This is a genomic window from Stutzerimonas stutzeri RCH2, assembly GCF_000327065.1.
In the GTDB taxonomy this organism is placed as follows: domain Bacteria; phylum Pseudomonadota; class Gammaproteobacteria; order Pseudomonadales; family Pseudomonadaceae; genus Stutzerimonas; species Stutzerimonas stutzeri_AE.
The window spans coordinates 4,491,765-4,514,044 of sequence record NC_019936.1 but is presented as its reverse complement, the minus strand read 5'-3'; the positions used below and the strand labels follow the sequence as shown (position 1 = coordinate 4,514,044).

Sequence of the window (22,280 nt, the reverse complement as noted above, 5' to 3'; positions counted from 1 at the left end):
TAATGGAGGCCCATCATGACCGAAAAGACCCCTAAACAGAGCGAGCTGGCCGGCACCGATACCGTCGACCGTGCCAATCACAACGCCAAGCTCGACCAACTGGAAGAATTTCGCAGCGACGCCACCGGCGCGGCGTTGCGCACCAACCAGGGCGTGAAGATCGCCGACAACCAGAACACCCTCAAGGCCGGCGACCGTGGGCCCTCGCTGCTCGAAGACTTCATCATGCGCGAGAAGCTCACCCACTTCGACCACGAGCGCATCCCCGAGCGCATCGTGCATGCGCGCGGTTCGGCGGCGCACGGTGTGTTCGTCAGCTACGCCGACCACAGCTGGCTGACCAAGGCCTCGTTCCTCGCCGCCGAAGGCAAGGAAACCCCGGTCTTCACGCGCTTCTCCACCGTGCAGGGCTCGCGCGGCTCGGCCGACACCGTGCGCGACGTGCGCGGCTTCGCCACCAAGTTCTACACCGACGAGGGCAACTTCGACCTGGTCGGCAACAACATGCCGGTGTTCTTCATCCAGGATGCGATCAAGTTTCCGGACTTCGTGCATGCGGTCAAACCCGAGCCGCACAACGAAATCCCGCAGGCGCAATCGGCTCACGACAGCTTCTGGGACTTCGTCTCGCTGACTCCGGAATCCGCGCACATGGTGCTCTGGACCATGTCCGACCGCGCCCTGCCGCGCAGCTTCCGGGCGATGGAAGGCTTTGGCGTGCATACGTTCCGCCTTATCAACGCCGAGGGCGTCAGCCGCTTCGTCAAGTTCCACTGGAAGCCGGTCGCCGGCGCCTTCTCGCTGGTCTGGGACGAGACGCTGAAGATCGCCGGCAAGGACCCGGACTTCAACCGCCGCGACATGTGGGAGTCCATCGAGATGGGCGACTACTTCGAGTGGGAGCTGGGCGTGCAGGTGGTGGAAGAGGCCGACGAGCACAAATTCGATTTCGACCTGCTCGACCCAACCAAGCTCATTCCCGAGGAGCTGGTGCCGGTGCAGAAGCTCGGCAAGATGACCCTCAACCGCAACCCGGACAACTTCTTCGCCGAAACCGAGCAGGCCGCCTTCCACATTGGCCATATCGTGCCGGGCATCGACTTCACCAACGACCCGCTGCTGCAGGGCCGGCTGTTCTCCTACACCGACACCCAGCTGCTGCGTCTCGGTGGGCCGAACTTCCACGAGATCCCGATCAACCGCCCGGTCTGTCCGTTCCACAACAACCAGCGCGACGCTTTCCATCGCCAGACCATCCACAAGGGCCGCGCCAACTACGAGCCCAACTCGATCGACAGTGGCTGGCCCAAGGAAACCCCGCCAGCAGCTCAGGGTGGTGGCTTCGAGAGCTATCCGGAGCGGGTCGAGGGTCACAAGATCCGCAACCGCAGCGAATCCTTCGGCGACCACTTCTCCCAGGCCACGCTGTTCTGGAACAGCATGAGCGGTCCGGAGAAGGAGCACATCGTCGGCGCCTATACCTTCGAGCTGGGCAAAGTCGAGCGGGTGTTCATCCGCGAGCGCCAGGTCAACGAGATCCTCGCCAATATCGATTTGGAGCTGGCCCGCCGCGTCGCCGAAAACCTGGGGCTGCCGGCGCCGAGCGCACCGACCGTCACCACCAAGGCGTCCAGCGTGCAAAGCTCGCCGGCACTGAGCCTGATGAACCACGCGCCCGGCAACATCAAGTCGCGCAAGGTGGCGATTCTGGTAGCCAACGGCGTCGATGGTGCGGCGATCGATGCGTTCAAGGCCAAACTGGCTTCGGAGGGGGCGCTGGCCAAGATCATCGGTCCGTCACCCGCGCCGGTGAAGACCGCCGAGGGGCAGATGCTCGTCGTCGACGCGGCGATGGATGGCATGCCTTCGGTGATGTTCGACGCCGTGTTCGTCCCCGGCGGCGCCGATGCGGCGGCGGCCATGGCCAAATCCGGCGAGGCCAAGCACTACGTGCTGGAGGCCTACAAGCACCTGAAACCCATCGTAGTGCTCGGCGCGGCGCGTCCGCTGTTGGCATCGCTCGGTCTGCAACCCGACGCCGGTCTGCTGGAAGGCGATGACGTGGCTGGGGTGTTTGGCAACTTTGCCCAGGCACTCGGTCAGCATCGCGTCTGGGCGCGCGAGGCCGCCGCGGAGGCCATCCCCGCTTGAGGTTTGCGCGAGGTTCGAGCGAGCACCAGCCCGCTTGAACCTGGCGGCGAGTCATCGAGCACAGAACGCCGGCGCATGCCGGCGTTCTGCTTTTTTTACTTGGTTAACTCGCCGCAAAGGCCCGCAATAGACGCAGGTCATGGTTGTGGTGGTCTGGCTTGCCCATGCTGAAGGCGTCTGTCAGCGGATGGAGCCTTACCATGAGCGATACCCCTAACGTAGTCCTTCGCCAAGGTCTGCTCGGCATCCCGATCGGTCTGTTGGTGGCCCTACTGGCACTGATTGGCGTGCTGCTGATGCCGTTGCCGGCCGATCTGCCCGTGGCTGGTCAGCGTGTCTTGGCCATCCTGGTGTTCGCAGTGGTGGTGTGGATCACCGAAGCGGTGTCCTACGAGGTCAGCGCGATCATGATCACCGCACTGCTGGCGTTCCTCGTGGGCACGGCGCCTACGCTGGAGAACCCCGAGGTGGTCTACGGCACCTCGAAGGCGATAGGCATGGGGCTTTCCGGTTTCGCCAATCCTGCATTGGCGCTGGTAGCCGGAGCCCTGTTCATCGCTGCGGCGATGACCCTGACCGGGCTCGACCGGCGCATTGCCTTGATGACCCTCTCCAGGGTCGGCACCAGTTCGCGGCATATCCTCGGCGGCACGCTGGTGGTCATCGTCCTGCTCAGTCTGGTGGTACCCAGCGCCACGGCGCGCGCCGCCTGCGTGGTGCCGATCATGCTCGGCATCATCACCGCGTTCGGCATCGACAAACGTTCCAACTTTGCCGCGGGCATGATGATCATCGTCGCCCAGGGCACCAGCATCTGGAACATCGGCATCCAGACCGCCGCGGCGCAAAACCTGCTGTTGGTGGGCTTCATGGACAAGCTGCTGGGAGAGCGGGTCAGCTGGATCGACTGGCTCATCGCCGGCGCGCCTTGGGCCGTGCTGATGTCTTTCGTGCTGCTGTTCATCGTGCTCAAGCTGCTGCCACCGGAAACCGAGCGGATAGCCGGTGGCAAGGAAGCCGTGGCGCGCTCGCTCGCCGAACTCGGGCCGATGACCTCGGCGCAGAAGCGCCTGCTCGCCGTGTCCATCGGGCTGTTGCTGTGCTGGGCCACCGAGGGCAAGTTGCACAGCTTCGACACCACCAGTACCACCTATGCCGGCCTGGTGATCCTGATGCTGCCGCGCATCGGCGTGATGAACTGGAAGGAGGTTCAGACGCGAGTGCCCTGGGGCACGGTGATCGTCTTCGGCGTCGGGATCAGCCTCGGCACGGTATTGCTCACGACCCAGGCCGGACAGTGGCTCGGCGCGCAGGTGGTCGCCCACACCGGGCTTGGCGTGGTGGGGCCGCTGGGCATCTTCGCCATCCTCGGCGCCTTTCTCATCGTGATCCATCTGGGCTTTGCCAGTGCCACGGCGCTGACCTCGGCCATGCTGCCGATCCTGATCTCGGTGTTGCTCAGCCTGCCAGGGGACTTCAGCCGGCTGGGGATGACCATGCTGCTCGGCTTCGTCGTCAGTTACGGTTTCATCCTGCCGATCAACGCACCGCAGAACATGGTCTGCTTGGGCACCGAAACCTTCAGCGCGCGGCAGTTCGCCAAGGTCGGCGTGCTGGTGACGCTGATCGGTTATCTGAGCATGCTGCTGTTCGCTGTGACCTGGTGGCGCTGGCTGGGCTGGATCTGAGCGCGCTGCCAGCATACGAGGCGAGGCCTGGCGCCATTCGTGCGCTAGGCGTCGTCGCCGGAGCCGGCCTCCTGTGCCCGCAGCTCGCGCCAGTGCAGGAACAGGCGCAGGTCGAACTCGATCTGCCCATAGCCCGGCAGCATGTGTTCGCAGAGCTTGTAGAAGGCGCGGTTGTGCTCGCTTTCGCGCAGGTGGGCGAGCTCATGCACCACGATCATCCTGAGGAATTCCGGCGCTGCCTCGCGAAACAGTGCGGCGACGCGAATCTCCTTCTTTGCCTTGAGCTTGCCACCCTGCACCCGTGACACCGCGGTATGCAGGCCAAGGGCACGATGGGTCAGGTCCAGCCGGCCGTCATAGAGCACCTTGTCGATCGGCGGTGTGCTTTTCAGGTATTCCTGCTTGAGCGCCTGCACATAGCCATACAGCGCCTTGTCGCTCTGCACCTCATGCCGTGCCGGGTAACGCCGCTGCAGGTAGTCGCCCAGACGGTCCTCGGCGATCAGCTGGCGCACCTGCGCCAGCAGCGGCTCCGGGTAGCCGCGCAGGTACTTGAGATCGGTCATCAGCTGCGCTTCGGCCAGGCGAAGCTGAGCAGAAACAGCGCGGCGGCGCTGACTACGATGGACGGCCCGGCCGGGGTGTCTTCGTACCAGGACAGCGTCAGCCCCAGACACACCGCGACAATGCCCAGCAGGCTCGCGCCGAAGGCCATCTGCTCCGGGGTACGCGCATGGCGCTGCGCCGCCGCAGCAGGAATGATCAGCAGCGAGGTGATCAGCAGCACACCAACGATTTTCATCGCCACGGCAATCACCACGGCGATCAGCAGCATCAGCGCCAGGCGGATGCCGGCCACCGGCAGGCCTTCGACCTTGGCCAGCTCCTCGTGCACGGTAATCGCCAAGAGCGGCCGCCACAGCGGTATCAGCATCAGCAGTACCAGCGCGCTGCCGCCCATGATCCAGGCCAGATCGCTCGGCCCGACGGCGAGCAGATCACCGAACAGATAGCCCATCAGGTCGACGCGCACGTCCTTCATGAAGCTCAGCGAGACCAGCCCGAGCGACAGCGTGCTGTGCGCAAGGATGCCGAGCAGCGTGTCCGAAGCCAGCGGCTGGCGCTGCTGCAAGGTGACCAGCAGCAGGGCGAGCAGCACGCAGCCGACGGTCACCGCCAGGGTCAGGTTGACGTCGAGCATCAAGCCGAGGGCGACGCCGAACAGCGCGGCGTGGGACAGGGTGTCGCCGAAATAGGCCATGCGCCGCCAGACGACGAAAGAGCCGAGCGGGCCGGCGACCAATGCCAGGGCGAGGCCGGCGAGCAGGGCGTTGAGGAGGAAATCGGGCATCGGAGGCTCTGTCTAGTGCTTGCAGTTCGGGCCGTGGACATGGGGTTTGCCGATCACCACGCTGCCGTGCAGGTCGTGGCTGTGGTCGTGCTGGTGATGGTAGATCGCCAGGCTGCGCGCATCCTGGCCGAACAGCTCGACGAAGGCCGGGTCGCTGCTGACCTGCTCCGGGTGACCCGAGCAGCAGACGTGGCGATTGAGGCAGACCACCTGGTCGGTGGCGCTCATCACCAGATGCAGATCGTGGGAAACCATCAGCACGCCGCAGCCGTAGCGGTCGCGCAGCACGCCGATCAAGCGGTACAGCTCGGCCTGGCCAGACACGTCGACACCCTGCACCGGTTCGTCGAGCACCAGCAGCTCCGGTTCGCGCAGCAGGGCGCGGGCCAGCAGCACGCGCTGCATCTCGCCGCCGGAAATCTTCTGCAGCGGGCTGTCGATAACGTGTTCGGCACCGACTTCACCCAGTGCCGCCAGGGCGCGGGCGCGATCGACGCCGGGCACCAGGCGCAGGAAGCGCAGTACCGACAAGGGCAGGGTGGGGTCGACATGCAGCTTCTGCGGCATGTAGCCGACGCGCAGCTTCGGCTTGCGCCAGACCTGCCCGCGATCGGGTTTCAGCAGGCCGAGCACGGCGCGCACCAGGGTGGTCTTACCGGCACCGTTGGGGCCGATCAGGGTGACGATCTCGCCGCGATGCACCTGCAGTTGCGCGCCTTCCAGCACGTTCTGGTTGGCGAAGCGCACGTGGATGTCATCCAGCCGCAGCAGTACCTCGCTCATGCGGCTTTCCGGCAGTTCGAGCAGAGCCCGACGACTTCGACGGTCTGGCCCTCGACGGCAAAGCCGACGCTGCAGGCGGCGCTGTCGATGGCGGCGGCGATGGCCGGCTGCTCCAGCTCGATGGCGGTGTGGCAATTGCGGCAGATGAGGAACTGGCCCTGGTGCGGGTGCTCCGGGTGGTTGCAACCCATGAAGGCGTTGAGCGAGGCGATGCGATGCACCAGGCCGTTTTCCAGCAGGAAGTCCAGCGCACGGTAGACGGTGGGCGGCGCCGCGCGACGACCGTCCTGCTCGCTCAGCACGGCGAGGATGTCATAGGCGCCGAGCGGCCGATGGCTTTGCCAGACCAGCTCCAATACCCGCTTGCGCAGGGCGGTCAGGCGCACGCCCTGGCGCGCACAGAGGCTGTCGGCTTCGGCCAGCGCGTGGCTGACGCAGTGGTCGTGGTCGTGAGGCGTGCAGGCCAGTGGGGTCTTGGACATGGGCGGCGACGTGTTGGGGGCGAGACGTTATTATGTACCAATCCAAGCCCTTCGAGTGATGCCCGTGAATCGTCTTTACTCCCTTCCGTTGCTGGCGGCGCTGCTCGCTGGCGCCGCCTCCGTCCAGGCTGAAGTCCGCGTACTGACCAGCATCAAGCCGCTGCAGCTGATCGCCGCAGCCGTGCAGGATGGCGTCGGCACGCCGGATGTGCTGCTGCCGGCCAGCGCCTCGGCTCACCATTACTCGCTGCGTCCGTCCGACGTACGGCGCATTCGCGAAGCCGAACTGTTCTACTGGATCGGCCCGGATCTGGAGAGCTTCCTGCCGCGGCCGCTCAGCGCTCGTGAAGGTACGACCGTGGCCGTGCAGGACCTGCCGCAGCTGAGCCTGCGCCGCTTCGGCGATGCACACGCGCATGACGAGGATGAGCATCACGATCACGACGATCACGACGATCACGACGATCACGACGATCACGACGGCCATGAGCATGATGCTCACGGGCACGAAGAGGCTGCGCATGGCGAGACCGCCCATGCCGACGAACATGACCATGACCATCGCCCGGGTGCGCTCGATGCGCACCTGTGGCTGCTGCCGGCCAACGCACTGGTGATCGCCGAGCGCATGGCTGCGGACCTGGCCACCGCCGATCCGGCCAATGCCCAGCGCTATCAGGCCAACGCCTCGGCCTTCACCCAGCGTGTCGCGGCACTCGACGCACGTCTCAAGCAGCGCTTTGCCAAAGTGCAGAACAAGCCGTTCTTCGTTTTCCACGAAGCCTACGACTATTTCGAAGCGGCCTACGGCCTGCGCCACGCTGGCGTGTTCACTGCCGGCGGCGAAGCTCAGCCTGGTGCGCGGCATGTCGCGGCGATGCGTGAGCGCTTGCAGCAGGCCGGGCCAAGCTGCGTGTTCAGCGAACCGCCGGCGCGTCCGCGACTGGCCGAAACGCTGACCGCCGGCTTGCCGGTGAAGATGGAGGAACTGGATGTGCTCGGTGTCGGCCTGGCGACCGATGCGCAGGGCTACGAAAAGTTGCTGGAAGGCCTCGGCGACACCCTGGCCGGCTGCCTGGAATCGCTCTGATCCAGCGCCCGGCCTGATCCGTCAGGCCGGGCCACGCCTCTCGGGGCGCTGCGTCAGCCAGCCTTGCGAATACCGTCGGCGAGCAGCGCCATCATCTGGTCGATCTCGGCCTTCTCGACGATCAGCGCCGGCGACAGGGCGATGGTGTCGCCGCTGGCGCGTACCAGCAGACCCTTCTCGAAACACTCCCGGAACACCTCGTAACCGCGCTTGCCGACGCCATCGGCATGGGCGGCGAACTGAATACCCGCGACCAGCCCGACCGTGCGGATGTCGATCACGTTGGGCAGATCCCTGAGGCTGAACAGTGCTTCCTGCCAGTAGGGTTCGAGGTCGATGGCCTTCTGGAACAGGTTTTCCTGCTGATAGATCTGCTGGGTCGCCAGCGCCGCCGCGCAGGCCACCGGATGGCCGGAGTAGGTGTAGCCGTGAAAGAACTCGATGACGCTTTCCGGGCCCTTCATGAACGCATCGAACAGGTGGTCGGCGGCCAGTACCGCGCCCATGGGGATCGCGCCGTTGGTCAGGCCCTTGGCGCAGGTGAGGATGTCCGGCGTCACGCCCCAGCGTTGCGCGGCGAACGCCTCGCCGACACGGCCGAAGCCGGTGATGACCTCGTCGAAGATCAGCAGGATGCCGTGCTTGGCGGTGATCTCGCGCAGCCGCTGCAGATAGCCCACCGGCGGCAGGATCACCCCGGCCGAGCCGGACATCGGTTCGACGATCACCGCGGCGATGTTCTCCGCGCCGTGCAGCGTTACCAGCCGCTCCAGCTCATCGGCGCGCTCCACGCCATGCTGCGGCAGGCCCCGGCTGAAGGCGTTGCGCTGCAAATCGAGGGTATGCGGCAGGTGATCGACGCCTGGCAGCATCGGACCGAAGGCGCGGCGGTTGTTGGCCATGCCGCCCACCGACATGCCGCCGAACCCGACGCCGTGGTAGGCCAGCTCGCGGCCGATCAGGCGGGTGCGGCTGCCCTGGCCGATGGCGCGCTGGTAGGCGAGGGCGATCTTCAATGCGGTATCCGCCGACTCCGATCCGGAGTTGGTGAAGAACACCCGGTTCAGACCTTCGGGGCTGATGGCGGCGAGTTTTTCCGCCAGCTCGAAAGGCAACGGATGGCCCATCTGGAAGGTCGGGGCGAAATCCATCTTGGCGATCTGCTTGCTTACCGCTTCGCTGATCTCGCGGCGCCCGTGGCCGGCATTGCAGCACCACAGACCGGCCGTGCCGTCGAGCACCTGGCGGCCATCGCTGGCGGTGTAGTACATGCCCTCGGCGCTCTCCAGCAGGCGCGGGCTGGCCTTGAACTGGCGGTTGGCGGTGAAGGGCATCCAGAAATGATCAGGTGAGGCGCTGGGATGGAAATCCTGTGACATGGGGCGGGCTCCGGCGACGAGCGACTATGCTGCAGCGGCGCCGCAGCGTTTTGATCGAGTCTATGTTTAATAAAACGAACAAAACAAGGCGATTGACCGGCCGTTCGTAAAAAATATTGATAGGGTCCGCGCCGCTGGTTTAGGGTGCCTTTTCCACAGCCCGAAGACCTGAGAGAGGATGCACCATGCCCACCCTGACCCTCGCCGACTGGCAACAGCGTGCCCGTGACCTGCACATCGAAGGTCGCGCCTTTATCCAGGGTGAGTATTGCGCCGCGGCGGACGGCGGCCAGTTCGACTGCATCAGCCCGGTGGACGGGCGCGTGCTGGCGCAGGTCGCCAGCTGCGAGCAGGCCGATGCCGAGCGCGCCGTGGCCAGCGCCCGTGCCGCATTCGATGCCGGCAGCTGGTCGCGCCTGGCACCGGCCAAGCGCAAGGCGGTGCTGATTCGCTTCGCCGATCTGCTGGAAGCCAACCGCGAGGAGCTGGCGCTGCTGGAAACCCTCGACATGGGCAAGCCGATCGGCGATTCGCTGGCGGTCGACATCCCCGGCGCCGCGCGGGCGCTGCGCTGGAGTGGCGAGGCGATCGACAAGATCTACGACGAGGTGGCGGCCACGCCGCATGACCAGCTGGGCCTGGTCACCCGCGAGCCGGTCGGCGTGGTGGCGGCCATAGTGCCGTGGAACTTCCCGCTGATGATGGCCTGCTGGAAGCTCGGCCCGGCACTGGCCACCGGCAACTCGGTGGTGCTAAAGCCATCCGAGAAGTCCCCGCTGACCGCCATCCGCATCGCCCAGCTGGCGATCGACGCCGGCATTCCGGCCGGCGTGCTTAACGTGCTGCCGGGCTACGGCCATACCGTCGGCAAGGCGCTGGCGCTGCACATGGATGTCGATACCCTGGTCTTCACCGGCTCCACCCGGGTCGCCAAGCAGCTGATGATCTATGCCGGCGAATCGAACATGAAGCGCGTCTGGCTGGAAGCGGGCGGCAAGAGCCCGAACATCGTCTTCGCCGACGCGCCCGACCTGCAGGCCGCAGCGCAAGCCGCGGCTGGCGCCATCGCCTTTAACCAGGGCGAGGTCTGCACCGCCGGCTCGCGGCTGCTGGTGGAGCGATCGATCAGGGAGCGCTTCCTGCCCATGGTGGTCGAGGCGCTCAAAGGCTGGAAACCGGGCAATCCACTGGACCCGGCGACCAACGTCGGCGCGCTGGTGGATACCCAGCAGCTGAATACCGTGCTTGGCTACATCGACGCCGGGCGTCAGGCCGGCGCGCAGGTGCTGATCGGCGGCCAGCGTACGCTGGAGGAAACCGGCGGGCTGTATGTCGAGCCGACCATCTTCGATGGCGTCGACAATGCGATGAGGATCGCCCAGGAAGAAATCTTCGGCCCGGTGCTGTCGGTGATCACCTTCGACAGCGCCGAGGAAGCAGTGGCGATCGCCAACGACACGCCCTACGGCCTGGCCGCGGCCGTGTGGACCGCCGACCTGTCCAAGGCACACCGCACCGCGCGGGCGCTGCGCGCTGGCAGCGTGTGGGTCAATCAGTACGACGGCGGCGACATGACCGCGCCGTTCGGCGGCTTCAAGCAGTCCGGCAACGGCCGCGACAAGTCGCTGCACGCCTTCGACAAGTACACCGAGCTGAAGGCGACCTGGATTCAGCTCTGACGACAGTGCGTGGGTGGATGGCGAGTTCACCTCCACCTCCTGCGCCGCCATGGTGGATCGGTGAAGCGCGATCCACCCTACGCGGTCCGAGCTTCAACGAAGCTTCGCTAGAGCCGCCGTGCCATAGGCTGGATGACGCTTTTTTCATCCGCCTCTGATGGCACCACGCGGGCATTGCCTCGCCGCGCTTGCCTACTGCCCCCAGCTGCCGCTGCGGCGCATGGCGCCCCACTGGTGTTTGCGCCGGGAGAACCACTGCCAGAGCCCACGGCAGCGCCAGGCGGTGTTGAGCTGGCGGTAGCCGAAGTTCTCCAGCACGGCCATCAGGAACAGCTGCAGCATGTCGCGCCGACGGCTGTAGACGCGGAAGGACATGGTCTCCAGCAGCAGACCGTTGACCGACAGCAGGATGCCCATGCCGATGGCCACCAGCAGGAAGGTGGCCAGCGCCGCATAGGAAACCGCGCCGAAGGCAAAGCCCGCCAGCATGAAGCCGTAGCCCACCAGTTCGATCAGCGGGCCGATCCACTCGAACAGCGCCATGAACGGCCAGGCCAGCCAGCCGGGCGTGCCGCCGCGCAGGCTGAAGGCCAGGCGGGCATGGCGGCCGAGGCTTTCGGCCAGGCCGCGCTGCCAGCGGCTGCGCTGACGGCCGAGGGTACCGAGGTCTTCCGGGCATTCGGTCCAGCAGATCGGGTCCGGCAGGTAGCGGATGCGGTAGGGGATGCGCTTCTCGCGGTGATAGCGGTGCAGTCGCACCACCAGTTCCATGTCCTCGCCGACCGTATCGGTGCGATAGCCGCCGACCGCCATCACCCGCTCGCGATCGAACAGGCCGAAGGCGCCGGAGATGATCAGCACGGCATTGAGCGGCGACCAGCCGAGGCGGCCGAACAGAAAGGCGCGCAGGTACTCGACGATCTGGAAGCGCGCCAGCCAGTTGCGTGGCAGCCCGGCCTTGATCAGGAAGCCGCCGCGTACCTGCGAGCCATTGGCGATGCGCACGGTGCCGCCAGCGGCGATGGTGCGTTCATCCTCGAGAAAGGGCTGCACTACGCGCAGCAGGCTGTCGCGCTGCAGGATGGAGTCGGCGTCGACGCCACAGAACAAGCCGTAACGCGCGGCATTGATGCCGGCATTCAGTGCATCGGCCTTGCCGCCGTTGGCCTTGTCCACCACGCGCAGGTTGGCGTAGCGCCGCGAGCGATAGATGGCCTGCACCGGTTGGTGGGCCACGGCCTGGCGCAACGGCTCGGGGTGCGGCACCAGGTCGAATTCCTCGATGAGCACGGCCAGGGTGCGGTCCTTCGAGCCGTCGTTGATCACCACGATCTCGAATTCGGGGTACTGCAGCTGCAGCATCGAGCGCACCGAGGTGCGGATCGTCGCCTCTTCGTTGAAAGCCGGCATTAGCACCGACACCGGCGGTTCGACGCCGAGATAGGGCGCCAGCTCGCCGGTTTCCGCGCGCTGGCGGATGTAGCCCATCAGGCTGCCCATCGACAGCAGGTTGAGCAGCAGATACATGCCGTTGAGCAGCAGGAAATAGAGGATGAAGGCGACCTGCAGCCACCACAGCCAGTCGACCGTCACCGGCGCACCTCCGCGATGGCGCGGCGCAGGGCGTCTCTGCCGTAGCGATCGTGCACCTGATCGAGCAGATGCTGCAGCGCTTCGGATGATGCACCGGGCAGCGTCGCCAGGCTGTCGGCGGCGGCCTGGCGAACCCACCAACTGCTGTCGGCGAGCAGCGGCAGGAACAGCTCGCTGTCTTCCCGGCGCGCCTGTTTGTGCAGCGCCAGCAGGGTGGCCAGGCGCACACCCTCCTGCTCGTGCTCGAGGCCACGCAGCAGGCGCGGGCGGTCGCGTGGGTCGCCGAGCTCGCTGAGACAGCGCAGCGCCACCTGCAGCTGCTCGGCAGGCGCCCCCTGGTCCAGGCGTGCCCGGGCCCAGGGCGCGGCATGGCGCGGATCACCATGCACCAGCAGGCCGACCAGCCGCTCACGGCGCGGGTCCGGCGAGCTCGCCAGCACGATCAGCAGCGGCGTGGTCACCGCCTGCTCACCGGCCTGCTGGCACAGGCTGACCAGGCGCGGTAACGCCCAGTCGGGGCGCTCCACCGCCGCTGGCAGGATCAGCTGCATGGCCCTTGCGGGGTCCATGGCCACCAGCGTCTGCGCGGCCGCCAGGGCGACGATAGCGTTGCGGCTGAGCAATAGCGGCAGCACCGCGTCCCAGTGTGCCGGGTCGGCCAGATGGCGCAGGCAGGTCAGGCCGATCAGCTTGCTGCGCACCCGCCCGCGCAACAGGATCAGTGCCTGACGATGCATGCCCAGGGCGACCAGGGCGCGATTCATGCGCTCGCGGGCGGCGCCGCGCAACTGCAGCTGGGTGCGGTTCCACTGCAGCAGAAACCAGAGCTGGTGCCGCCGCGGCAGCGACGCATGGGAAGTCGGTGCTTCATCGCTGAGGCTGCAGAATGCGAAATAGGGGCGCCACTGTTCGTTGAACTGCTGGCGGCGTACGGCGCGCCGCCGAGAGACCTCACCAAGCAGCAGTACCTGCAGCAGTACCAGCAAGGTTAGAGCGCCAAGACCGAAGGCACAGTACAGCGCCAGTTGCAGCATGCGGTCTTCTGGCCAGAGCTGCGCCCAGGCGTTTGCTGGTGCTTCGCACAGCCAGGGGGGACAGCGCGCCAGCCATTCAGAACGCATGACGCAGGCCGAGCTGCAGCCACTGCCGGTCGTAGTAGCTGCCCTGCTGGTGATGGCCGATTTCCCAGCTCAGCGCCCAGCGGTTGTCGAACCAGTGGCGACCCTGCAGGCTGATGGCACGCACGTCGCTGGTGATCAGCTGCTGCTCTTCCACCGCCTCTTCCTCGCCCACGGTCAGGCGCAGGCCGGCGTAGCTCAGGCCCCGGTAGTAGTAGTCCAGCGCGAGGTCGTGGCCGATTGGCGTGCCGGCGTTGGCCACATCGGTCACGTTCAGGGTGTAGCCGGCGCGCCAGGCGTTCCAGTAACGCTCGGCGCTCAGCGCGAGGCGGTCGACGCGGGTGGTCTCGTACTCGGTGCGGCGGACGCTGACGGCGCCGAGGTAGCCGTCCGGTAGGCGCCGTTGCAGGCGCAGATCGGCATGCCACTCGGGAAGGAAATAAGGTGAAGGCTGATAGCCGACCTCCGACTGCAGCGTCCAGTTGTCGTCGAGAGGAATCACCGCGCCGGCCTCGACCCCTTCGTCCCATTCGCCGAAGCGCTGCTCACGCAGCAGCGCGCCGTACCAACCAAGGCTTTCCGGCCGGGTCGAGGTGTAGTCCAGGCGCTGGCTGCGCCAGTTGTCGAAGCCGCTGTCCAGCCAGTCCTGACGCGCCGAGATCTCCAGCTCGTGACGGCGCTTGGTCGCGGCGGCCGTCACCGGTACCGGGGCCGTCGCCGTGGTGGGCACGGTCAGCGCGGCGCGTGCCTGCTGGATCACCTGCTGCACTTCGGCGTAGTCCGGCGCGATCCTGGCGGCCCGCTCCAGCGACGCCAACGCGCGTTGCGGTCGCCCGGCCCAGAGCAGCGCCTGGCCCTCGCCGAGCAGGTAGTCGGCATTGTCTGGCTGCTGGCTCAGCAAGCGCTGGTAGATTGGCAAGGCCTGCTGCGGCCGGCCCTGCCAGCTCAACACCCGGGCCAGCAGGAACTGCGCATCGGCGTCACCTGGGTGCTGCGCCAGGTGCATGCGCAGGGTCGCTTCGGCAGCGTCCAGTTGTTGCGCCTGCACCTGTCCCTCGGCTGTGGCGGTATCCGCAAAAGCCGTGGTGCAGGGCATTGCCAGGGCGAGCAGCAGCAGCGCGCGCTTCATCGGCGCCCCCTCAGCAGGCGGCGAATGCGCGCCAGCAGTTCCTCCGGCTGGAAGGGTTTGGTCACGTAGTCGTCCGCGCCCAGTTCCAGCGCGCGAACGATGTCCACCTCGCGTGCCTTGGCGGTCAGCATCAGCACCGGCACGCTTTCCCAGCCGGCCTGCGCTCGTAGCCGTTCGATCAGCTCCAGGCCGTCGTGATAGGGCAGCATGATGTCCATCAGGGTCAGGTCCGGCGGTGCGGCCTGGGCAAAGTGATCGAGCGCCTGGCGGCCATCGGCGGCATGGTCGACGACAAAGCCGTGGCGTTCGAGCATGTAACGGATGAGGAAGGCGATGTCTTCTTCGTCTTCCACCATGAGGATGCGCTTGCTGGCGGATTCGCTCATGCATGAACCTCGTCAGAGTGAGTGTGGCCCGGTGGCCAGTGCTGCAACAGTTGCTGGATCAACTTGGCGAGCTCGTCGCCGTCGTGGCGGGATTTCACCAGCTGGCGCAGCGCCAGGCGGTTGTCCTGGATCGGGGTGTCGAGTGCGGAAAAGATGATTACCGGTGGGGGCGGAATGCTCTGCGCCAGCTGGTCGAACAGCTCGCTGCCATCGCCGTCGGGCAGCATCAGGTCGATGATGGCGAGATCGAACGGCTGCGCGCTGATCAGCTGACGCGCCTCGTGCAGGGTGGCGGCTCCGGCCAGCTCGACGTCCAGGGAGGCGATCTGCTTGGCCAGCAGTACGCGCAGGTCGTCGTCGTCCTCCACGTGCAGGATGCGCGGTTTCAACCCGCCGATCTGTAGGCAGGCGCGGATCACTTCCATGACCCGGGACGGGTCGATGGGCTTGTGCAGCCAGTCGATCACGCCGACCGCACCGCCACGCAGTAGGCCGTCATCCTCGTCCCGGCGCTGCGGCTGCAGGCTGACGATCAGCACCGGCAGGCTGCGGTAGTGCTGTTGGCTGCGCAGGCTCTGCAGGAAGGCCACGCTGTTCTCGTCGTCCAGTGCCGGGCTGAGTGTCAGCGCCTGGACACGGTGCTGGCCGAGCAGTTCGCGTGCTTCGGCGGCAGCATGGGCGATCAGTGTGGCATAGCCGTGCTGGTGCAGCGCCTCGGCCAGCTGCTCGGCGGCGTGGCTGTCGGGTTCGAGAATAAGGATCAAGGGCGTCTGCTGGGGTGCCGAGCCGTGTATGAGCGGTTGCGCCGGCGCCTGGACCTGCTGGGGGTGTTCTTCCAGCGGCAGTTGCAGCCAGAAGCGCGTGCCCTGATCAGGCTGGCAGTCGAAGCCGATCTTGCCGTGCATCTGCTGGACTAGCGATCGGGTGATGGCCAGCCCCAGCCCGGTACCGCCGCGTTGGCGGGCGTCGGACGAATCGGCCTGGGCGAAACGCTCGAAGATGCGCGAGCGGAAGGCTTCCGGAATGCCGGGCCCGCGATCCTGCACGCCGATCTCGAGCAACTTGCCGCGGCGCCGTAGGTCGACCGTCACGCAGCCGCCAGCGGGGGAATGCTTGATCGCGTTGGACAGCAGATTGGCCATCACCTGGGCGAAGCGGTCGGGGTCGAGGGTCGCCTCGCTCGACGTCAGTTCGGGCGCATCGAGAAACTCCAGGCTGACACCGTAGTCCTGCCCGTATGGCGTGATGTCCGACAGGGCCTGCTGCACCAGCGGGCGAACGTCGTGACGGCCGAAGTTGAACGTCAGGCGGCCCGCTTCCAGCTTCTCGATGTCGAGGATGTCGTTGATCAGGCGCACCAGCCGCTCGCTGTTCTTGTGGGCGATGCCCAGCAGTGGACGGGCCTCATCGCTGACCTGCCCGGCGATACCGCCGATCAGCATGCCGAGCGCGCCGCGAATGGCGGTCAGCGGGGTGCGCAGCTCGTGGCTGACAGTGGAAATGAATTCGGTCTTCATCTGCTCCATCCGGCGGCGCAGGGAGACGTCCACCGCCACGGTGACCACGTGGCAGGTGCGCGCGGAGGTGCGCAGCGGCCGCTTGATCACCTGAAACCAATGCTCGGTGCCGAGGGCGTCGGTCAGGGCGACCTCGGTGGTGCGCAGCTCCCCGCTGCCGCTTGCCAGCGCGGCCAGTTCGTCGTCGTCCAGCAGCAGCGGCCGCAACAGGCGAGCGGAAGGCACCTCGTCGGGATGCCGCTGCTCGATATCCTGCGGGCGCACGTCGAGCAGGGCGGAGAGTGCGGTGTTGCAGAGCAGGAAGCGGCCCTGGGCGTCGCGGACGAAGATGAGGTTGTCGTCGGTGTCCACCACCCGGCGCAGGAACAACTGCTGGTCGTGCAGGCTGTCGCGGCTGCGCTGCAGCTCGCTGATGTCCCGAGCGATCGCCAGGTGGTCGCCCAGCCCGGTGGGCATCAAACGGACCTCGAAGGTGCGCCGGGTCTGCAGCTCGCACCAGGTGGTCTGCCGCAGTCCGCTGTCCTCGCGCTGCTGGAGCAGGTCGTGCAGCAGGGGTTCGATGGCCGCGGGCGGGGGCGCACGGCGCGCCGTTCCCGCCGCCAGGCTGGATACCTGCTGTTGGTGGTCGACCGCATAGAGGTAGTCCGGAATGGCCTGCAGCAGCGCGCCGAGCCGAGCCTCGCCTGCCTGCGCCGCGCCGGCCAGTTGCTGGCGGATGCGCAGATTACGGTGTACCGCCCAGAAGGCGATGAGAAACAGCGCGACCACCACCAGGCTGCCGATCAGGACCAGACGCTGGGCGCGCTCGGTGGTCTGTGTCACCGCACTGCTGGCTGCCGCCAGCTGCCGCCGCTCCTGTTGTTCCACCGCGTTGAGCAGTGCCCGCAGTCTGTCCATCAGCAGGTTGCCGCCAGCGTCGCGCAAATGATCGGCCGCTGCCTGCAGCCCGGCATCGCGGCGTGCCTGGACATTGCCAGCTGCCACCTGCAGGCGTTCAGCAATGGTCGCATCCAGCGTGCGGAACCAGCGCACATCGGGGTAGCTGCGGCCCTCGACCAGCTGTTCCAGGCTGCGCCTATAGCCTTCCAGCTGCTTCAGGCCGCGCTCGTAGGGTTCGAGGTAGCTGGCATCGCCGGTCAGAATGAAGCCGCGCGAGCCGGTTTCGATGTCCTGCAGGGACGTGAGGATGGCCTGGACCGAGGTGATGACTTCCAGGCTGTGGCTGACCGACCGATTGGTCTGCAGCAGCGCTTCCTGGGTTCGCGCGCCCTGCCAGCCAAGGGCGGCGAGCAGCACGAATGCAGCCAGGAATGCGATTGAATGCCAACCGATCGCGAGTCTTGCGGGCAAACCGAACTCCTTTCGCCGGGAAATACTGCTTGTTATCCCGGCCGCTGCGCATCGGTGCGGCTCGCCGGAATAGGCGCAATATAGTCAGACCTGACGAACTGGGAACGGTTCGCAATACAGGGCGCGGTTTAGTGCTCGGCGACCTGTACCTGATTGCGGCCCTTGTGCTTGGCCACGTAGAGAGCCTGATCGGCGCGTTCCAGGAGTACTCCGGAAGCGGTGCGTCCATCGGTCTGGCAGATGCCGGCGCTGAAGGTCACGTAGAACTCTTTGCTGTCGCCGCCGTAGAAGCTCAAGGCGGCGAAGCGCACGCGAATTTCGTCGAAAATGCGCCGGGCCTGCAGCGCCGTGCATTCTGGCAGCACTGCGACGAACTCTTCGCCGCCATAGCGGCCGAGGCTGTCGATGCGGCGCAGGCGCTGACGCAGCAGGTTGGCCAGGGCGCGGAGCACGTTGTCGCCGGCGGCGTGGCCGTAGGTATCGTTGACGTGCTTGAAGTGGTCGAGGTCGAGCATCACCACGCTGGCCGGCTTGCCGCTGCGCGTCGCGCGTTGCACTTCCAGCGCCAGCTGCTCCTTGATGTCGGCGTGCTTGAGCAGCCCGGTCAGGCTGTCGCGCGCCAGCGCCGTGCTCAGCGAGCGCGCGCGTTGCGCATGGGAATATACCGACGCGACCAATGCCGTATCGCTGATCGGCTTGGTGATGAAGTCATCGCCGGCCTTGAGCAGTGCCGCCATCTGCCGCTGGATATCCGTTTCGGCCGAGAGGTAGATGATGGTCACCCGCAGCCACTCGTCGTGCAGTCGGATCATCTGCGCCAGCTCCGGGCCGGAACAGCCAGGCATGTTGACGTCCAGCAGCAGCACCTCGGGATTGAAGCTGCGCATGGTCTCCAGCACCTGAGTCGGCTCGGTAAGGGTCTGCACCTGCATCTGGGAATTGCGCAGCACCAGGCTGTAGCGTGCCGCCAGCTCGGCATCGTCATCGACGATCAGCACACGGAACGGCTCGCCCTGCTGGCGATCGAGGCAGCGTTCCAGGCTGTTCTCCAGCTGGGTGATGTCCAGTGGGCGGCTGAAGAACCCCTGGGCGCCGGCGCGTACGGCGGCCAGCTGGCTGGTGAAATCGATACGCTCGTGGATCACCAGCAGTGGCAGCGGATGGTCCAGGCCCTGCTGCAGCGAGGCGACGGATTCGAGCTCGCTATCGTGCTGCACGCTGACGATCAACGCGTCGGGCGGCTCGGTTGCCACAGCCTGCTGCAAGGCGGCGAAATCCTGCCACTGGCTGACCAGGTAGCCGAAGTTGCGCAGCGTCAGTGCCATGCTGCAACCGGCGACCGGATCGGCTTCCAGCAGATAGATGCGGCAGCCGGGGGCTGGCTCGTCATGGTGGTCGGGCAACTCCGCCGCCGCGCGTTCCTGGCCGGGCGTCTGGCTGGCCAGCTGTTGCAGCGCACGGGAGAACGACTCCACCGCACGGCTGCCGGGTTTCGCCGAATCCAGCCAGCGATCGGCGCGCTGTTCGAGCTGTCTGGCGCGTTCGCCAAGCTTGGCGAAGCCGAAGGTGCCGGCGGCTCCGGCAAGCCGATGCAGGCGCTCGCGAATGCCGAGCATCAGCTGGCGGCGGTTGCCGGGTGCGCGGTTGTGCTGCAGTTCTGTGGCCAGCGTGCCGAGGTCTGCCAGATCGCCCTGCAGGCGTTCGCCGAACTGCTGTTCGAGCTGGGCCAGCTGTTCCTGCAGCGCAAACCGTACCTGCTCATCCATGTTCGGCCTCCCAGACCTGCTGCAGCTGGGCAGCGAGCTGTAGCGGGTCGAAGGGTTTGCTGAGTACCTGGCGCACGCCGAGCTGACGCAGTTCATGCAGCCGCTCGGGCTGCAGGTGCCCGGTGAGAAACACCACGGGTATCTGCTGCAGGTCGATCAGTTGACCGAGCTGGCGGACGAGCTCGATGCCGTCCATCTGCGGCAGCATCACGTCGAGCAGAATCAGGTCCGGGGCGAAGGCCTGCACCTGCTCCAGCGCAGCCTGTCCCGACGGACAGCTGAGGACTTCGAAGCCACCGATCTTTTCCAGGGCAATGCGGGTCACGACCTGGATCGAGGGCACGTCCTCGACATGCAGAATGCGTTTGAGCTGTTTCATCTATGGACTCTCCTTGGCCAGCCCTTCACTGGGCAACTCGAACCAGAAGCAGGCGCCATGGCCGGGCTCGGATTCGAAACCGATCTGCCCGCCCATGCGTTCGATCAGCTCCTTGCTGATCGCCAGGCCAAGTCCCGTGCCGCCTTGCTGACGGCTGTCGGACGAGTCGGCTTGGGCAAACTTCTGGAATACCCGCTCACGGAAATCGGCGGAAATCCCCGGTCCGCGGTCTCGGACGCTGATGCGTACCCGCCCGTCACTGAGGGTCGCCGAGAGCTCGACCTGCTCCCCGGCCGGGGAAAATTTTGCCGCGTTGGACAGCAGGTTGCTCAGCACCTGCTGCAGGCGCATGGCGTCGATCTCTACCGTTACGGCCGGGCAGGCGCCCAGCTGCAGCACCACGCCATGCTGTTCGGCGTAGTTGCGGTTGCTGCGCAGGGCCAGTTCCAGCTGCGGTTGCAGCGGCTGGCGGAGCAGGGCGAAGCGCATCTTCCCGGCGTGCAGCTTGTCCATGTCCAGCAGGTCGTCGATCAGCGCATTCAGGCGCTGGCTGTTCTGCTGGGCGATGTCGAGCAGCTCGTGCATCGCTTCGGGCACTTCGCCCATGACGTTCGAGCAGATCAGGCCGAGGGCGCCGGTGATCGAGGTCAGCGGGGTGCGCAGCTCGTGGCTGACGGTGGAGATGAACTCGCGCTGCAGCCGCTCGATGCGCTTGCGTTCGGTGATGTCGTGCAGCACCGCCACCGCGCCCATCGGCTGGCCATCGGAGGTGTACAGCGGGTCGGCATTGGACAGCACATGACGCGGCTCACCCTGGCCGAGCAGCACCATTTCGTGATCGCAGACGTGCTCGCCATGCAGTGCCCGCAGCAGTGGTATTTCCTCCGGGCGCAGCGGCGTGACGCCGTCCGGGTGGTAGAGCTGATAGCGGGTCGGCCATTCGTCGGGCGGCACCGGGGCGACATCGGTACCGTGCCACTGCTTGGCTTTCTCATTGAACAGGGTCAGACAGCCGTCGGCATCGCAGGCAATGACCGCTTCGCTGAGTGCCTCAAGCAGGCGCCGGTTCATTTCCTGCTGACGCTCCAGCTCCAGCTGCTCGGCCTTGCGCACGGTGATGTCGGTGACGAAGCCATGCCAGAGCACCGAGCCGTCGACCTGCTGCAGCGGGGTGGCACGGGCTTCGACCCAGATCAGCCCTTTGCGCGGATGCTCGACACGATGCTCGATGTGCCAGGGCGCCAGTTCGGCGGCTGCCTCGCGGATGCTGCCGAGCAGGGCGCTGCGGTCGAGGGCATAGACCCGCGCAATGATCGGCGCGAAGCTGCCGGCGAGCTGGCCGGGGCTCAGTCCGTAGATCTGTTCGACACCTTCGCTGACATAGGGAAAGCAGGACGCGCCATCGGGCCGCCAGTGGAACTGGAACAGCATGCCCGGCACCTGGGCGGCGATCTGCTGCAAGCGCAGCTGCAGCTGTTCCTGATAGGCCAGGTCGTAGGCGTTGACCAGATAGCCGCGCAGCTCTTCCTGCTCATCGTGGATCGCGGTGACCCCGACCAGCACAGGCACATCGGCACCGCTGCGATGGCGCAGGCGCCACTCCGACATTTCCCGGCGGCCGCGATGCAGCGGCGCGGTCAGCACCGCGAAGTCGGGCTCGATCGGTGTCTGCAGCTCATTGGCCAGCAGGGTGGCACGCCGCTGCAGCGCTTCCCGGCGGAACAGCGCCGAGGTCAGCTGATGGCCAACCAGCTCCTGTTCGCTGTGGCCCAGCATGCGCTCGGCAGTCGGGTTGACGCTGGTCACCACACCATCTGGGCGGGTCACCAGCACCGCGCTGGAGGCGCTGTCGAGCATGGCCTGTTGCAGCGCCGCCTGCTCGGCATAACGGTGCGCCAGCAGATGCTGCTCGAACAGGCGGATCACCTGGCGGCCGAGGCGTTCGAGCGTGTCGCGCTGCTCGGCACTCAGCCGGCGCGGTTCCCGGTCGATCACGCACAGCGTGCCGAGGTTATAGCCATCCGGCGACGTCAGCGGGGTGCCGGCGTAGAAGCGGATATGTGGATCGCCGACCACCAGCGGGTTATGGCAAAACCGCGGATCCTGCAGCGCATCGGGGACTTCGAAGATTTCCTCGCCGAGGATGGTGTAGGTGCAGAAGGAGATTTCCCGCGGGGTTTCGCTGACCTCCAGGCCAACGCGGCTCTTGAACCACTGGCGACGGTCGTCGACCAGGGAGATCAGCGCGATGGGCGTCTCGCACAGGCGTGCAGCGAGCTCGGTGAAATCATCGAAGGCGCTCTCCTCGGGCGTGTCGAGGATTTCATAGCGCAGCAATGCCGCCAGGCGTGAAAGCTCGCGCACCGGCGTCATGGGTAGCGTCGACGCCGGGTTTGCTTGCGGTAACTCCATCGTCGATGCCTTGTATCTTCGGTGAAT

At 66.3% G+C, this 22,280-nt stretch carries 17 protein-coding genes; 4 read left to right on the top strand and 13 right to left on the bottom strand.

Annotation, left to right across the window (positions count from 1 at the left end):
* Positions 1 to 15: 15 nt before the first annotated feature.
* Positions 16 to 2,151: a catalase HPII gene (gene katE, locus PSEST_RS21045; protein ID WP_015278935.1), complete on the top strand. Its 2,136-nt coding sequence runs from the start codon at positions 16 to 18 to the stop codon at positions 2,149 to 2,151.
* 200 nt (positions 2,152 to 2,351) lie between these two features.
* Entirely contained in the window at positions 2,352 to 3,839 is a 1,488-nt protein-coding gene (locus PSEST_RS21040; protein ID WP_015278934.1) for a DASS family sodium-coupled anion symporter, read from the top strand.
* 44 nt (positions 3,840 to 3,883) lie between these two features.
* Here PSEST_RS21040 and PSEST_RS21035 read toward each other — a convergent pair whose 3' ends face one another.
* From PSEST_RS21035 to zur, 4 genes are read right to left on the bottom strand one after another with little or no spacing between them, the layout of a single operon-like run.
* The gene (locus PSEST_RS21035; RefSeq protein ID WP_015278933.1) at positions 3,884 to 4,405 is read right to left on the bottom strand and encodes a YgjP-like metallopeptidase domain-containing protein; all 522 of its coding nucleotides are present in this window, start codon (positions 4,403 to 4,405) and stop codon (positions 3,884 to 3,886) included.
* Complete coding sequence (znuB, locus tag PSEST_RS21030; RefSeq protein WP_015278932.1) at positions 4,405 to 5,190, bottom strand: zinc ABC transporter permease subunit ZnuB; 786 nt, start codon at positions 5,188 to 5,190, stop codon at positions 4,405 to 4,407. The genes PSEST_RS21035 and znuB overlap by 1 nt, the downstream gene beginning before the upstream one ends.
* A gap of 12 nt (positions 5,191 to 5,202) precedes the next feature.
* Positions 5,203 to 5,973, bottom strand: a complete 771-nt coding sequence (gene znuC, locus PSEST_RS21025) for a zinc ABC transporter ATP-binding protein ZnuC (RefSeq protein WP_015278931.1) — start codon at positions 5,971 to 5,973, stop codon at positions 5,203 to 5,205.
* Positions 5,970 to 6,455 carry a zinc uptake transcriptional repressor Zur gene (zur, locus tag PSEST_RS21020; RefSeq protein WP_015278930.1) on the bottom strand — a complete coding sequence of 162 codons (486 nt, stop codon included), beginning with the start codon at positions 6,453 to 6,455 and terminating at the stop codon, positions 5,970 to 5,972. The genes znuC and zur overlap by 4 nt, the downstream gene beginning before the upstream one ends.
* A gap of 64 nt (positions 6,456 to 6,519) precedes the next feature.
* On the opposite strand from zur, the gene znuA reads away from it, so the two are divergent.
* Positions 6,520 to 7,545, top strand: a complete 1,026-nt coding sequence (gene znuA, locus PSEST_RS21015) for a zinc ABC transporter substrate-binding protein ZnuA (protein ID WP_041756843.1) — start codon at positions 6,520 to 6,522, stop codon at positions 7,543 to 7,545.
* Between the two features lie 53 nt (positions 7,546 to 7,598).
* Here the strand turns inward: znuA and PSEST_RS21010 are convergent, their stop codons facing one another.
* Positions 7,599 to 8,924: an aspartate aminotransferase family protein gene (locus PSEST_RS21010; protein WP_015278928.1), complete on the bottom strand. Its 1,326-nt coding sequence runs from the start codon at positions 8,922 to 8,924 to the stop codon at positions 7,599 to 7,601.
* A gap of 185 nt (positions 8,925 to 9,109) precedes the next feature.
* Here PSEST_RS21010 and PSEST_RS21005 point away from each other — a divergent pair, with 185 nt between their 5' ends.
* Positions 9,110 to 10,603, top strand: a complete 1,494-nt coding sequence (locus PSEST_RS21005; RefSeq protein WP_015278927.1) for an aldehyde dehydrogenase — start codon at positions 9,110 to 9,112, stop codon at positions 10,601 to 10,603.
* Positions 10,604 to 10,795: 192 nt separating this feature from the next.
* Here the strand turns inward: PSEST_RS21005 and PSEST_RS21000 are convergent, their stop codons facing one another.
* The 8 genes from PSEST_RS21000 to PSEST_RS20965 form a co-directional block, all read right to left on the bottom strand.
* On the bottom strand, positions 10,796 to 12,196 hold the full coding sequence (locus tag PSEST_RS21000; RefSeq protein ID WP_015278926.1) for a glycosyltransferase family 2 protein: 1,401 nt from the start codon (positions 12,194 to 12,196) through the stop codon (positions 10,796 to 10,798).
* The gene (locus PSEST_RS20995; protein WP_041756841.1) at positions 12,193 to 13,317 is read right to left on the bottom strand and encodes a HEAT repeat domain-containing protein; all 1,125 of its coding nucleotides are present in this window, start codon (positions 13,315 to 13,317) and stop codon (positions 12,193 to 12,195) included. Before PSEST_RS20995 ends, PSEST_RS21000 begins: the two co-directional genes overlap by 4 nt.
* Positions 13,307 to 14,443 carry a YaiO family outer membrane beta-barrel protein gene (locus PSEST_RS20990; RefSeq protein WP_015278924.1) on the bottom strand — a complete coding sequence of 379 codons (1,137 nt, stop codon included), beginning with the start codon at positions 14,441 to 14,443 and terminating at the stop codon, positions 13,307 to 13,309. The genes PSEST_RS20995 and PSEST_RS20990 overlap by 11 nt, the downstream gene beginning before the upstream one ends.
* Entirely contained in the window at positions 14,440 to 14,829 is a 390-nt protein-coding gene (locus PSEST_RS20985) for a response regulator transcription factor (RefSeq protein WP_011911301.1), read from the bottom strand. Before PSEST_RS20985 ends, PSEST_RS20990 begins: the two co-directional genes overlap by 4 nt.
* Positions 14,826 to 17,696, bottom strand: a complete 2,871-nt coding sequence (locus PSEST_RS20980; protein WP_015278923.1) for a CHASE3 domain-containing protein — start codon at positions 17,694 to 17,696, stop codon at positions 14,826 to 14,828. The genes PSEST_RS20985 and PSEST_RS20980 overlap by 4 nt, the downstream gene beginning before the upstream one ends.
* A gap of 128 nt (positions 17,697 to 17,824) precedes the next feature.
* Positions 17,825 to 19,462 (bottom strand): diguanylate cyclase, encoded by a 1,638-nt coding sequence (locus tag PSEST_RS20975; RefSeq protein WP_015278922.1) that lies wholly within the window; start codon positions 19,460 to 19,462, stop codon positions 17,825 to 17,827.
* Entirely contained in the window at positions 19,455 to 19,841 is a 387-nt protein-coding gene (locus tag PSEST_RS20970) for a response regulator (RefSeq protein ID WP_015278921.1), read from the bottom strand. Before PSEST_RS20970 ends, PSEST_RS20975 begins: the two co-directional genes overlap by 8 nt.
* Positions 19,842 to 22,253 carry an ATP-binding protein gene (locus tag PSEST_RS20965; protein WP_015278920.1) on the bottom strand — a complete coding sequence of 804 codons (2,412 nt, stop codon included), beginning with the start codon at positions 22,251 to 22,253 and terminating at the stop codon, positions 19,842 to 19,844.
* Between the last annotated feature and the right edge of the window lie 27 nt (positions 22,254 to 22,280).